This is a genomic window from Streptomyces sp. NPDC102360, assembly GCF_044766085.1.
Lineage (GTDB): Bacteria > Actinomycetota > Actinomycetes > Streptomycetales > Streptomycetaceae > Streptomyces.
Window position 1 is genome coordinate 552,833 of record NZ_JBIWLG010000002.1, and the last position, 12,286, is coordinate 565,118.

Sequence of the window (12,286 nt, forward strand, 5' to 3'; positions counted from 1 at the left end):
TTTCTCCCCCGTTTACCTCGCGGCACATTGACGGGCCATCACCCCATCCTTAGCTTCATGGCGCAACCACCACGGCGGACACACAAGCGGAGGGAGTCGGTCTTGCGCCGACGCATTTGGGGAGCCGCGTTCATTCTGGCCGTCTGCGCGGGGGTCACCCCTGTCGCCGCGGCCCACGCCGCACCCGCCAGACCCGGGCCGCTCCCCTTGGAGCGGCTCTTCGACAACCGGGCCGTCAGCGACGACACGGCGCCCGGCGAAGCGGACTTCGACGGCGCGGGCAGCTCCCTGTCCGCGCAGGACCTCACCGCGGCCGGCTGGACCCCCGGCCGCACCATGGAGATCGACCGGGCCCGCCTCACCTGGCCGCGGACGGCGGGGTACGGGCCCGACAACGTACGGGCGAACGGGCAGTCCGTGCGGGTGAACGGGCGCGGGGACGCGCTCGCCTTCCTGGTCGCCGGGACCGGCGGGGACGCTGCCGGGACCGGCGTCGTCCGGTACGCGGACGGCTCCCGGTCGACGTACCGGCTCAGCGCGCCGGACTGGCGCACCGGGCCGCTCGCCACGAAGTCGGTGGCGCTGCCGCACCGGAACACGCCGTACGGCCAAGTTCCCGAGAAGACACGGCTGTACGCGGTGACCGTGCCGGTGCGCAAGGGCCACCAGATCTCCTCCGTCGACCTGCCGAGGGCGAGCGGCGGGGCGCTGCACGTCTTCGGCCTGTCCGTGCGCGCTGCGACGTCCGGGTGGACGGGCACCTGGTCGGCCTCGCCCGCCGGGTACACCGCGGTGGGACCGTGGGCGGACCGCACCATCCGGCTCGTCGTGCACACGAGCACCGGCGGGCCCAAGGTCCGCATCCGCCTGGAGAACACCTTCGCCGCGACCCCGGTACGGATCGGGAGCGCGTCGGTGGCGGTGCAGGGAGCGGGGGCCGCGGCGCTCGGGAAGCCGGTGCCGCTGACGTTCAGGGGCTCCCCCGGTGCCCAACTACCGGCCGGTGGCCAGGTGTTCAGCGACCCGGTGGACTTCGACGTGCCGGAGAGCGCCAACCTTCTCGTGAGCTTCCATCTGCCGGAGCCCGTCACCGCGGCGCCCGTGCACAGCCAGGCCATCCAGCGCAGCTACATGAGCACGGCGGGCGATCACGCCGCTGAGGCGGACGGCTCCTCGTACAGCTCGACGATCTCGTACTGGCCGCTGCTCACCGGGGTCGACGTGGGCGGTGGCCCCGGTTCCGTCGTGCTGCTCGGCGACTCCATCACGGACGGCGTGAAATCGACGCTGGACGCGAACCACCGCTGGCCGAACGTGCTCGCCACGCGGCTCCTCGCCCAGTCGAAGGTGCCGCACTACGGGGTGTTGAACGAGGGCATCTCCGCGAACCGGGTCGTCGCCGACCGCTACCCCGGCGACGGGCTCTCCACCGACACGGGCGGGGTGAGCGCGCTGCACCGGCTCGACCGCGACGTGTTCGCGCAGACGTCCGCGAAGACGGTCGTCGTCTTCCAGGGCGTGAACGACGTGCGCTGGGGCGCGAGCGCCGAGCAGGTCGAGGCGGGCCTGCGGGAGATCCAGGCGCGGGCGCACGCGCGGGGCCTCAAGGTGATCGGGGCGACCATCACGCCGTGCGAGGGCGAGGCCCTGTGCACGGCGGCCGCCAACGAGCAGCGGGAGGCCATCAACTCCTTTGTGCGCAGCGCCGGTTCGGGCTTCGACGGCTTCCTCGACTTCGACGCCGTCGTCCGCGACCCGACCCATCCGGCGCGGATGCTCCCTGTGTACGACAGCGGGGACCATCTGCACCCCGGTGACCCGGGTCTGAAGGCGCTGGCCGACTCGATCGACCTGAACGTGCTCAGGCCGTAGCGTCGTCCGGCTTCCGGGCGATCAGGATTCCCTGCCGGGCCTGGGTCGCCCGCTCGTAGTCCTCGGGCTCGCGGACCAGACTGGCCTCCACCGGGAGGCCGGCCTGCTCCACGAGCCCGGCGACGTGCTCCGGGTCCAGCCAGTAGACGTCCAGCGAGAGATCGTGCCCGTAGGCGTGGTCCAGGTGCCGCAGCAGATCGCCCACCTTGAAGCCGAGCAGAAGATGACCGCCGGGGGCAAGGACGCGGTGGAACTCCGCGAACACCGTCGGCAGCAGCTCCGGCGGTGTGTGCACCGTCGAGTACCAGGCGACGACCCCGCCGAGGGAGCCGTCCGCCAGGTCGAGGCCGGTCATCGTGCCCTCATCGAACCGCAGTCCGGGGTGGGCACGACGGGCCTCGGCGACCGTCTTCGGCGAGAGGTCGACGCCGAACGCGGAGAGCCCGAGGGAGTCCAGATGGGCCGTCACATGGCCGGGCCCACAGCCGAGGTCGGCCACGGGCCCGCCGCCCGCCCGCCGGACTCGCTCGGCGAAGACGCCGAACATCGCGTGCGCGTACAGGTCCTGCGGGAAGAGCGGGGGCACGATCTCCGCATACGCGCCGGCGGCGGTGTCGTAGGCCAGTTGGGTCGAGGTCAGGTACGTCGTCAGATCCGTCACGGGCGCAGACGTTAGCGCCCGCCACTGACAACGGGGCCTGACCTGGCCCCACTCAGACGTCGAGGTCCACCACGACCGGCGCGTGGTCCGACGCACCCTTGCCCTTGCGCTCCTCGCGGTCCACGTACGCGTCGGAGACGGCCTTGGCGAACGGCTCGTTCCCGTAGACCAGGTCGATGCGCATGCCCTTGTTCTTCGGGAAGCCGAGGGCGCGGTAGTCCCAGTACGTGAAGGGGTGGTCGTACTTGAGGGGGCGCGGCACGACGTCGCTCAGGCCCGTCTCCCGCAGCGCCGTGAGTGCCGCGCGCTCGGCCGGGGTCACATGCGTCGCCCCGTCGAAGAGGGAGATGTCCCAGACGTCGTCGTCCGTCGGCGCCACGTTGTAGTCGCCCAGCACCGCGAAGGGGCGCGAGCCCGCCGCGTCGCCGGCGACCGCCGCCTTCAGGGCCTCGAACCACTGGAGCTTGTACGCGTAGTGCGCGTGGTCCACCTCCCGGCCGTTCGGCACGTACACCGACCAGACGCGGACCGGGCCGCAGGTCGCGGAGACCGCGCGGGGCTCCTCGGCGCCGTCGTACCCGGGGTCGCCGGGCAGGCCCTTGACCACGTCCTCCAGGCCGACGCGGGAGAGCAGCGCCACCCCGTTCCACCTGCCGTTCGCGTTCACCGCCGACTCGTAGCCCAGCTCCCGCAGCTCGTCAGCGGGGAACTGCTCGGCCGAGCACTTGGTCTCCTGGATGCACAGCACGTCCGTGCCGCTGCTCTCCAGCCAGGCAAGGAGGCGCGGCAGCCGCGCGGTGATCGAGTTCACGTTCCAGGTAGCAATGCGCATGTCCCACAACCTACTAGGCGGGACTGACAACGCCCCCGCCGAGCCACGCCCGTATCGACAGGCTGCCTTGCAAGTTTTCCTGTTAGACAGTTAGCCTGCCGAACATGACGATCAACACCCCCCTCGACGAGCGTCCCGCCCTCGTCCTCATCGACCTCCAGAACGGCATCCTCGGCCTGCCGACCGTGCACCCCTCCGCCGACGTCCTCAAGAACGGTGTCAGGCTCGCCGAGGCCTTCCGCGCCAAGGGCCTGCCGGTCGTGCGCGTGAAGGTCGCCTGGTCGCAGGACGGCGGCGACCTCCCGACCGGCCGGGCCGCCGCGGGCGCCATGACGCAGGCGCCGCCGCCCGCGTTCTCCGAGTTCCCCGACGAGCTCGGCCCGCTCGGCGACGACATCGTCATCACCAAGCGGCACTGGGGCGCCTTCACCGGCACCGAGCTGGACCTCCAGTTGCGCCGCCGCGGCGTCACGCAGATCGTGCTGTGCGGCATCTCGACGTCCATCGGCGTCGAGTCGACCGCCCGCTCCGCGTGGGAGCAGAGCTACCACCTGGTGCTCGTCGACGACGCGACGACCGACACGGACGCCGACTCCCACGAGCACAGCTTCGGCAAGATCTTCCCGCGCATCGCGGAGATCGGCTCCACGGACGAGGTCGTCGAACTCCTCAAGAAGTAGCCGTCAGACCTGCGCCGAGCCCCCCGGGGCGAGGCGCAGGTGCTCCGTGCCGCCGAGCGCACCGATCTGGTTGTCGTAGATCGGCCGGGCGAGGTCCGTGAGCAGCGCGTCGTGGATGTCGTACGCGCGGCGCGGCTTGACCTCCCGTACGTAGTCGATCACTTCGGCGATCTTGTTCCAGGGCGCCATGACGGGCAGCATCAGCGTCTCGACCGGGTGGTCGGGGACGGTGAGGGCGTCGCCGGGGTGGAAGACCGTGCCGCCGTCGACGAGATAGCCGACGTTCGTGATGCGCGGGATGTCCGGGTGGATCACGGCGTGCAGCTCGCCGTGCGCCTGGATGTCGAATCCGGCGGCCGTGAACGTGTCGCCGTGGCCCACCGTGTGGACGCGGCCCGGGAAGGCCGCCGAGAGCTGCTCCGCGACCGACTTCAGGGTCCAGATGTGCGCGCCGGGGTTGGCCTCCATCCCTGCGCGCAGCCGGTCCTCGCTGAAGTGGTCGGGGTGCTCGTGCGTCACGAGGATCGCGTCGGCGCCGACGGCCGCGTCCTCCTCGGAGAATCCGCCCGGGTCGATGACGAGCGTCTGCCCGTCCTTCTGGAGCCGGACGCAGGCGTGGGTCTTCTTCGTCAGCTTCATACGTCCCATCCTGCGCCCGCCCGCGCTCCACTTCACTCCTGGGGCGTGGTCTCCTCGCGGATCACCTGCTGGGCCACCTTGAACGCCGCGTTCGCCGCCGGTACGCCGCAGTAGACGGCGGTCTGCAGCAGGATTTCCTTGATCTCCGCGGCCGTCAGGCCGTTGCGCAGGGCCGCGCGCGTGTGGAACACCAGCTCGTCGAGGTGGCCGCCCGCGACCAGGGTCGCCAGGGTCACCGAGGAGCGCGTGCGGCGGTCGAGGCCCGGACGGGACCAGATCTCGCCCCACGCGTAGCGGGTGAGGAGTTCCTGGAAGTCGCCGGAGAAGTCGTCGGCCGTGGCCAGGGCCCGGTCCACGTGGGCGTCGCCGAGGACCTCGCGGCGCGTCTTGAGGCCCGCGTCGTGCGGGTCGGGCCGGGTCGCGGCCTCCGGCTGCTGCGCGGCCGCTATCTCCGCGCGCGGCGGGGCCGACGGGGGCGGCGGCGCGATGACCGGCTTGACCGGGGCGGCCTGGATGGCGGTCTGCCCGGTCTTCTCGTGCGCGGCGGGCCAGGCCGAGGTGAAGTGCCGTACGAGGAGGTCGGTGACGGCGGCCGGCTGTTCGACCGGGGCCAGGTGGGAGGCGCCGGGCACCACGGCGAGCCGGGCGTCCGGTATGCCGGCGACCAGGGTGCGGGCCTCGGCGGGGCCCGTGACGTGGTCCTCCGAGCCGACGAGGACGAGCGTCGGCACGCCGATGTCGGCCAGCTCCTCGCGGACGTCGAAGGCGGCGAGCGCCTCGCACGAGGCGATGTAGCAGCCCGGGTCCGTCGTGCGGACCATCTGCACGGCCCAGTCCGTGATCGCGGGCTGCGCGGAGGCGAAGCCGTGCGTGAACCAGCGCTCGGGGGCCGTACGGGCGATGGGGTCCAGGCCGTTGCTGCGCACGATGACGCCGCGCTGGCGGAACTCGTCGGCGGTGCCGAACCGCGGCGAGGCCGCGATCAGGGCGAGCGACGCGACGCGCTCCGGGTGACGCAGCGCGAGCTCCGCTCCGATCGCGCCGCCCAGCGAGCAGCCCGCGTAGCCGAAGCGCTGGATGCCCAGCTCGTCCAGCGTGGCGAGCAGCCGCTCCGCGAGCGCCTCGACGGAACCGGCCGGATGGGCGGGGGAACCGCCGTGGCCGGGCAGGTCGAAGCGGAACACCCGCCAGTGCTGGGCCAGCTCGGGCACCTGGCGGTCCCACATGTGCCACGTCGTGCCGAGCGACGGGCCGAGGATGAGCACCGGGGCGGAGTCGTCGTCACGGCCGTCGAATCGGTACTGCAGGCGCGGGGTCTTCGTGTCACTCACACCCGCCACGCTAGCCACTGTGTCTGAGCGATCTGGTGGCGGGTCCCCACAATGGACGTGACGTGTTCACTCCGGGTTCCTGGTGTGGACCAGGGGTGGGGACGGCGTGAAGAGCGGACGCCCGCGCGCCGGTCAGGGGCCGGGGACGATCACGGGTGCGTCATCGACACCACGTAGACCATGGGGTGGTCCGGGTTGGAGCGGTTCACCACGATGGTCAGGGTCGGCGACGGGTCCTCCTGGTGGTGGGTGAGGCCGTACCAGGGGCCCGGGCCCGTGAAGTCCCAGCCCGCGATCTTCCGGTCGCGCTCGCTGATCGCGAAGTCGTCGGTCGCCAGGTCGCCGACCGTGTAGCCGGCGTCGACCTCCTCCAGGAACTGGTCGAGGCCCTTGTTGCTGGTGAGGAACTGCGCGTACAGGCGGCTCACCTTGTAGTTGTTCGTCTCGTAGTAGGCGACGTTGCGCGAGTGCGGCGGGACCGGGATCTGGTAGAGGCGGCGCTGCACCTTGGACGGCCAGCCGACCGTGAGGCCGGTCACCGAGTACTTCGCCTCCTTGTCCTTGCCGCTGTCCCGGCTCTGGCCCGCGGAGATCACCAGGTAGCCGGCGGGGATGCCGATGAGCAGCACGATGGTCAGGAGCGTGAGGACGCGGCGTCGGATCACATGGCCGCGGTCCTCGGCCGGTCGCGGCGCTTCGTCCGCGGACGGGGGCTGGCGGGGCACGGTCATGGCTGGTTTTCCTGTCACTTTCTGCGGCATCTGCGGCCCTAAGCCTGCTCGGCCCCGTCGGCGGGCGCGCCCGGCGTGGGGCGGGTGCGGGCGTAGCGCTCGTACCGCTCGTGGCGCTCCACGCGGCGGCGCTTGGCGCGGCGGAAGCGGCGGGCGACGAGGCGGGCCAGGTCCGCGGCGCCGACCATGCCGGCCTCGGGGCCGAGCTGGGCGCGGGCGATGCGGGCCTCGGGGCGGTAGCCGCGGCCGGTGAGCTGGCGCTTGAAGGCGTCGCGGGCGGGCGCGATCAGCAGGTCGTCGGCGGCCGACACGCCGCCGCCGATGACGAAGCACGACGGGTCGAGGGCCGCCGCGAGGTTCGCTATGCCGACGCCCAGCCACTGGCCGATGTCCTGCAGCAGCTCGATGCACATGGCGTCGCCCTCGCGGGCCAGCTGCGTGATGAGCGGGCCCGTGATGTCGGGGATGTGCCCCTGGACCCGCTCGATGATGTTGTACGCGACCGGGGAGTCGGCCGCGGCGAGCTCGCGGGCCTCGCGGACCAGGGCGTTGCCCGAGCTGTACTGCTCCCAGCAGCCGCGGTTGCCGCACGGGCAGCGGTGCCCGCCGGGGACGACCTGCATATGGCCGAACTCTCCCGCGACGCCGAACTTGCCGCGCTTGACCTGGCCGTCTTCGAGGATCGCGCCGCCGATGCCGGTCCCGAGCGTGATCATGACGAGGTGGTCCTCGCCGCGTCCGGCGCCGAAGCGCCACTCCGCCCAGGCGGCGGTGTTGGCGTCGTTGTCGACGAGTACGGGGACCGCGAGGCGGCCCGCGAGGCGGTCCCGCAGGGGTTCGTTGCGCCACGACAGGTGGGGGGCGAACAGGACGCGGTTGCGGTCCGCGTCGACCCAGCCTGCGGCGCCGATGCCGACCGCGTGCACGTCGTGCCGGTCGGAGAGGTCGAGCACCAGCTCCGTGATCGTGTCCTCGACGACCTTGGGGCTCTTGGACTTGTCCGGGGTCTCCGTGCGGAGCGTCTCCAGGATGATGCCGTCCGCGTCGACCACGCCGGCCATCACCTTCGTGCCACCGATGTCGATGCCGACGGTGGGTACGCGCGGGGCCGTCGTGTGCGAGCGGCGCTCGCGGGTGCCGACCGTCCGCAGGACGGTGGCCCGTGCGCTGCCACGGTGTGCGAGGTCGCGGTAGGTGCTCATTGCGGCGATTCTGCCTCACGGGGCGGCTCCGCCGCATACCGGGTTTTACGCCGTGCCGCGGCGCGGCGGCGCAACTGTCAGCGCAGCGTGCCGCTTGCCGCGGGCGGCCGCCGGTCGCGTCGTTGGTCGCCTTCGCGCAGTTCCCCGCGCCCCTTTCAGGGGCGCGGGGAACTGCGCGAACGGGACCGGAGCAGGACCGGCGGCCGCCCGCAAGCGGTGTTGCGCCCACGCGGGCGCGGCACCGGGGCCGCTACTTCTCGGCTCCGTCAGCCGTGTGCCCGCCCAGGTGCGTAGGCACTGGCGCCCGCTCCAGCTCGTGACGGAGGTCGTCCAGCTCCGTGCCGCCGGCCATCTGCCGGGTGAGCTCGTCCAGCGTGATCTCGGACCGGTTGTGGCTGCCGAACATCGCGCCGCGCTTGAGCAGCACGAACCGGTCGCCGACGAGGTACGCGTGGTGCGGGTTGTGCGTGATCAGCACCACGCCGAGGCCCGCGTCACGTGCCGCCGCCACGTACTTCAGGACGACGCCGGACTGCTTCACGCCGAGCGCCGCCGTCGGCTCGTCGAGGACGAGGACCTTCGCGCCGAAGTAGACGGCGCGGGCGATGGCGACGCACTGGCGTTCACCGCCGGACAGTGTGCCGATCGGCTGGTCGACATCGCGCAGGTCGATGCCCATGCGGGCCAGTTCCTCGTGCGTCGTCCGCCGCATGAGGTCGACGTCCAGGCGCTTGAAGGGGCCCGTTCCCTTCGTGGGTTCGGAGCCGAGGAAGAAGTTGCGCCACACCGGCATGAGCGGGACCACGGCGAGGTCCTGGTAGACCGTGGCGATACCCCGGTTCAGGGCGTCGCGCGGGTTGCTGAGGCGGGCCTCCTCGCCCTCGATCGCGAACCGGCCGCCGTCGTGCCGGTGAAGGCCCGCGATGATCTTGATGAGGGTCGACTTGCCGGCGCCGTTGTCCCCGAGGACGCAGGAGATCTCGCCCGCGTTGACGACGAGCGAGACGTCGTCGAGGGCGCGGATGTTGCCGTAGAACTTGCTGACGCCGTCGAGTTCGACGAGCGGTGCGGGCGCCGCGTCCTCGGTCGTCAGTTGCTCGTCAGTCGTCATTTGCTCGCCTCCGCGCGCTTGCGGACCCACGCGTTGAGCAGGGTCGCGAGGAGCAGCATCGCCCCGAGGAAGAACTTGAACCAGTCCGAGTTCCATTCGGCGAACACGATGCCCTTGCTGGTCATGCCGAAGATCAGCGCGCCGATGGCCGCGCCGACCGCCGAGCCGTAGCCGCCGGTGATCAGACAGCCGCCGATGACGGCCGCGACGATGTAGATCAGCTCGTTGCCGACGCCCTCGCCGGACTGCACGACGTCGTAGGAGAAGAGCAGGTGCTGGCCGGAGATCCAGGCGCCGAACGCGACGCCCATGTAGAGGCCGATCTTCGTCTTGTTGACCGGGACGCCCACCGCGCGGGCCGAGTCGAGGTCACCGCCGACCGCGAAGATCCAGTTGCCGATGCGGGTACGGAGCAGGATCCAGGTGGCCACCAGGACGAGGGCGAGCCACCAGATGATCGTGATCTTGAAGTCGACGCCGCCGATGCTGAACGTGGAGGCGAAGACGGACTTGGCCGAATCGAAGCCCTCCATGTCCGCGATCGACTTCGTCGAGACGGTGCCGCTGATCAGCTTCGTGAAGCCCAGGTTCATGCCCGTCAGCATCAGGAACGTGCCGAGCGTGATGATGAAGCTGGGGAGTTTGGTGCGGGTCAGCATGACGCCGTTGAAGACGCCGATGGCGAGCGTCACGAGGAGCGAGACGCCGACGCCCACCCAGGTGTTCGCCGTCATCTGGTAGCTGAACATCGACGAGATCAGCGCCGAGGACGTGACCATGACGCCCGCCGACAGGTCGAACTCGCCGCCGATCATCAGCAGCGCCACGGGCACGGCCATGATGCCGAGGGTCGAGGACGCGTACAGGACCGTCGCGAGGCTCGTCGGCCGCAGGAAGCTGTCCGCGAAGATCATGAAGAAGATGAAGACGGCGACGGCGCCGATGACCGAGCCCAGTTCGGGCCGGCCGAGCAGCTTCTTCCACGGCGAGGCCTTGACCAGCCGCTCGTCGACCTTCTCCGTGCTTGTTGGAGTCGTCGCACTCATCGCGTCCCCCGCTTCGCGTACTCCTGAAGCTTGGCTGCCTGGTCCTTCGTGACGATCTCGGGGCCGGTCAGGACCGGCAGGCCGCCGCCGAGCACATTGGCGTTGTACCGGTAGAGCCACAGCAGGTCCACGGCCTGGTAGCCCTGGAGGTAGGGCTGCTGGTCGACGGCGAAGCCGAGGTCGCCGTCCTTGAGGCCCTGGGCGACCTTGTCGTTCAGGTCGAAGGTGTCGATCTCGGCCTTGCTGCTCGCGTCCTCCTTGGCCTTCACCGCGGTGGCGGCGAACGGGGCGCCCAGCGTGACGACCGAGTCGATCGACGTGTCGGACTGCAGCTTGGCCTCGATGGAGGACTGCACGTCGGGCATGTTGGTGCCCTCGACGTACAGGTTCGTCATCTTGCCGTCGAAGGTCTTCTTGGCGCCCTCGCAGCGCTGCTCGTGACCGACGTTGCCCTGCTCGTGCAGGACGCACAGCGCCTTCTTCTTGCCGCGCTTGTTGAGCTCCTTGCCGACGGCCTCGCCGGCGATGGTCTCGTCCTGGCCGATGTGCGAGATCGCGCCGTACTTCTTGTAGATCTCGGAGCCCGAGTTCACCGTGATGACGGGGATGCCGGCCTTCTCGGCGCGGGCCAGGGTGGACTTCATCGCGTCCGGCTTGGCGAGCGTGACGATGATTCCGTCGACCTTCTTGTCGATGGCCGCGTCGACGAGCTGCGCCTGCTGGTTCGCCTCCTCGTTGTGCGAGTAGAGGAAGTTGATGTTGTCCTTGGTGGCCGCCTGCCTGGCACCGTTCTGGACGATGTCCCAGAAGGTGTCGCCATCGCCCGAATGGGTGATCATCGCGAAGGTCCAGCGGGGTGTGTCCACCGCTGCCCTGCCCTGCGCGGCCTGGGACTTCCTGGCGTCCTCCGCCCGCTTGCCGCCGGTGCTGCTGCACCCTGCGAGCGAGAGGCCGAGAGCCCCCGCAACCGCGATGCTCACCCAGGTCCGAAACCGTGCCACGAGGCCGTGCCCTTCTTGGTCTGCTGCGTCATCGACCGGGATCGGCGGGCCGACCCCGGCGGACCGTACACCGGTCCATAAGGACCGCATTCCGGTCCCAAACGCACAAGTATGGGTCACGGGGATCATGCATCCATTCACCGGGTACCGCGCGCGGTGTACTTCTCCAGGCGCGGCACGTCCTTCTCGGTGACGATCGCCGGGCCGGTGAAGACCGGCTTGCCGCCGCCGAGCACGTTCGCGTTCGTCCTGTAGAGCCACAGTTCGTCCACCGCCAGATAGCCCTGGAGGTAGGGCTGCTGGTCGACGGCGAACGTGACCTCCTTCGCCTTCAGCCGGCGGACGACCTCGGCGTTCAGGTCGAACGTGGAGATCTCCGCCTTGCTGCCCGCGTCGTCCTTGGCCTTCACGGCGAGCGCAGCGATGGGGGCACCGAGCGCGACGACCGCGTCGATGTCCTTGTCGGCCTGGAGCTTCGCCTCGATGGACGACTGGGCCGAGGGGGCATTCGTACCCTCTACGTTGAGGTTCTCGACGCTGCCCTTGAAGGTCTTGCCGACGCCGGCGCAGCGCTGCTCGAGGGAGACGTTGCCCTGCTCGTGGATGACGCACAGGGTCTTCTTGCGGCCCTCTTCATTGAGTTTCGTGCCGACCGCCTCGCCGGCCACGCCCTCCTCCTGGCCGATGTGGCTGATCGCGCCGAACTTCTGCGAGAACTCCGAGCCGGAGTTGATCGAGACGACCGGGATGCCCGCGGCCTTCGCCTTCGCGAGCACGGGCTCCATGGCCTGCGGCTTGGCGAGGGTGACGACGATTCCGTCGACCTTCTTGTCGATCGCGGCCTGCACCAGCTCGGCCTGCCCCTTGGCCTCCTTGTCGTTGGAGTAGAGGAACTGGACGTTGTCCTTGTCTGCGGCCTGCTGGGCGCCCTTGCGGACGATGTCCCAGAAGGTGTCGCCCTCGCCGGAGTGCGAGACCATCGCGATCTTCATGCGGGGCGTGGTGACGGCCTTGCCGCCGCCTCCATCGCCGTCGGCCTTGTCCTCCGAGTCCTTGCCGCCCGAGCCACTGCAACCGGCGGCGAGCGCGATCACGGCAATAAGAGCTACAGAGCCTGCGGCCGTACGGCCTGTGCGGATCGTGCGCATGGTGGAGCCACCTCTCCTCCGGCCGCCCGGTG

Annotated in this window: 12 protein-coding genes; 2 read left to right on the forward strand and 10 right to left on the reverse strand. The window is 70.5% G+C overall.

From position 1 onward, the window contains the following. The first annotated feature begins 57 nt into the window (after positions 1 to 57). Positions 58 to 1,872: an SGNH/GDSL hydrolase family protein gene (locus ACIRHA_RS11965; protein WP_403843362.1), complete on the forward strand. Its 1,815-nt coding sequence runs from the start codon at positions 58 to 60 to the stop codon at positions 1,870 to 1,872. Here ACIRHA_RS11965 and ACIRHA_RS11970 read toward each other — a convergent pair. Both ACIRHA_RS11970 and ACIRHA_RS11975 read right to left on the reverse strand, forming a co-directional pair. Next, positions 1,862 to 2,533 carry a class I SAM-dependent methyltransferase gene (locus tag ACIRHA_RS11970; RefSeq protein ID WP_403843364.1) on the reverse strand — a complete coding sequence of 224 codons (672 nt, stop codon included), beginning with the start codon at positions 2,531 to 2,533 and terminating at the stop codon, positions 1,862 to 1,864. The two genes, ACIRHA_RS11965 and ACIRHA_RS11970, sit on opposite strands and share 11 nt — an antisense overlap. A gap of 52 nt (positions 2,534 to 2,585) precedes the next feature. Continuing rightward, positions 2,586 to 3,365: an exodeoxyribonuclease III gene (locus ACIRHA_RS11975; protein WP_403843366.1), complete on the reverse strand. Its 780-nt coding sequence runs from the start codon at positions 3,363 to 3,365 to the stop codon at positions 2,586 to 2,588. Positions 3,366 to 3,469: 104 nt separating this feature from the next. Between ACIRHA_RS11975 and ACIRHA_RS11980 the strand changes: the two genes are divergently transcribed. Next, on the forward strand, positions 3,470 to 4,045 hold the full coding sequence (locus ACIRHA_RS11980) for an isochorismatase family protein (RefSeq protein WP_403843368.1): 576 nt from the start codon (positions 3,470 to 3,472) through the stop codon (positions 4,043 to 4,045). Positions 4,046 to 4,048: 3 nt separating this feature from the next. Here ACIRHA_RS11980 and ACIRHA_RS11985 read toward each other — a convergent pair whose 3' ends face one another. The 8 genes from ACIRHA_RS11985 to ACIRHA_RS12020 all read right to left on the reverse strand — a co-directional run bounded on the left by ACIRHA_RS11985 (position 4,049) and on the right by ACIRHA_RS12020 (position 12,254). Further along, positions 4,049 to 4,684 (reverse strand): MBL fold metallo-hydrolase, encoded by a 636-nt coding sequence (locus ACIRHA_RS11985; protein WP_403843371.1) that lies wholly within the window; start codon positions 4,682 to 4,684, stop codon positions 4,049 to 4,051. A 32-nt stretch (positions 4,685 to 4,716) separates the two neighbouring features. Beyond that, positions 4,717 to 6,015 (reverse strand): 4-carboxymuconolactone decarboxylase, encoded by a 1,299-nt coding sequence (gene pcaC / locus ACIRHA_RS11990; RefSeq protein WP_403843374.1) that lies wholly within the window; start codon positions 6,013 to 6,015, stop codon positions 4,717 to 4,719. A 149-nt stretch (positions 6,016 to 6,164) separates the two neighbouring features. After that, complete coding sequence (locus ACIRHA_RS11995; protein WP_403843376.1) at positions 6,165 to 6,746, reverse strand: sugar kinase; 582 nt, start codon at positions 6,744 to 6,746, stop codon at positions 6,165 to 6,167. 38 nt (positions 6,747 to 6,784) lie between these two features. After that, positions 6,785 to 7,948, reverse strand: a complete 1,164-nt coding sequence (locus ACIRHA_RS12000) for an ROK family glucokinase (RefSeq protein ID WP_403843379.1) — start codon at positions 7,946 to 7,948, stop codon at positions 6,785 to 6,787. 250 nt (positions 7,949 to 8,198) lie between these two features. Then, positions 8,199 to 9,059 (reverse strand): ATP-binding cassette domain-containing protein, encoded by an 861-nt coding sequence (locus tag ACIRHA_RS12005; protein WP_403843382.1) that lies wholly within the window; start codon positions 9,057 to 9,059, stop codon positions 8,199 to 8,201. Next, complete coding sequence (locus ACIRHA_RS12010) at positions 9,056 to 10,105, reverse strand: ABC transporter permease (protein WP_403843384.1); 1,050 nt, start codon at positions 10,103 to 10,105, stop codon at positions 9,056 to 9,058. Before ACIRHA_RS12010 ends, ACIRHA_RS12005 begins: the two co-directional genes overlap by 4 nt. Further along, positions 10,102 to 11,106 carry a sugar ABC transporter substrate-binding protein gene (locus ACIRHA_RS12015; protein ID WP_403843386.1) on the reverse strand — a complete coding sequence of 335 codons (1,005 nt, stop codon included), beginning with the start codon at positions 11,104 to 11,106 and terminating at the stop codon, positions 10,102 to 10,104. Before ACIRHA_RS12015 ends, ACIRHA_RS12010 begins: the two co-directional genes overlap by 4 nt. A 137-nt stretch (positions 11,107 to 11,243) precedes the next feature. After that, entirely contained in the window at positions 11,244 to 12,254 is a 1,011-nt protein-coding gene (locus tag ACIRHA_RS12020; RefSeq protein ID WP_403843389.1) for a sugar ABC transporter substrate-binding protein, read from the reverse strand. Positions 12,255 to 12,286: the final 32 nt, after the last annotated feature.

Bases quoted from the DNA above. Each gene is read 5' to 3' on its own strand.
- ACIRHA_RS11965 (WP_403843362.1), top strand. From the start codon at position 58: ATGGCGCAACCACCACGGCGGACACACAAGCGGAGGGAGTCGGTCTTG.
- ACIRHA_RS11975 (WP_403843366.1), bottom strand. From the start codon at position 3,365: ATGCGCATTGCTACCTGGAACGTGAACTCGATCACCGCGCGGCTGCCG.
- ACIRHA_RS11980 (WP_403843368.1), top strand. From the start codon at position 3,470: ATGACGATCAACACCCCCCTCGACGAGCGTCCCGCCCTCGTCCTCATC.
- ACIRHA_RS11985 (WP_403843371.1), bottom strand. From the start codon at position 4,684: ATGAAGCTGACGAAGAAGACCCACGCCTGCGTCCGGCTCCAGAAGGAC.
- ACIRHA_RS11995 (WP_403843376.1), bottom strand. From the start codon at position 6,746: ATGACCGTGCCCCGCCAGCCCCCGTCCGCGGACGAAGCGCCGCGACCG.
- ACIRHA_RS12000 (WP_403843379.1), bottom strand. From the start codon at position 7,948: ATGAGCACCTACCGCGACCTCGCACACCGTGGCAGCGCACGGGCCACC.
- ACIRHA_RS12005 (WP_403843382.1), bottom strand. From the start codon at position 9,059: ATGACGACTGACGAGCAACTGACGACCGAGGACGCGGCGCCCGCACCG.
- ACIRHA_RS12010 (WP_403843384.1), bottom strand. From the start codon at position 10,105: ATGAGTGCGACGACTCCAACAAGCACGGAGAAGGTCGACGAGCGGCTG.
- ACIRHA_RS12020 (WP_403843389.1), bottom strand. From the start codon at position 12,254: ATGCGCACGATCCGCACAGGCCGTACGGCCGCAGGCTCTGTAGCTCTT.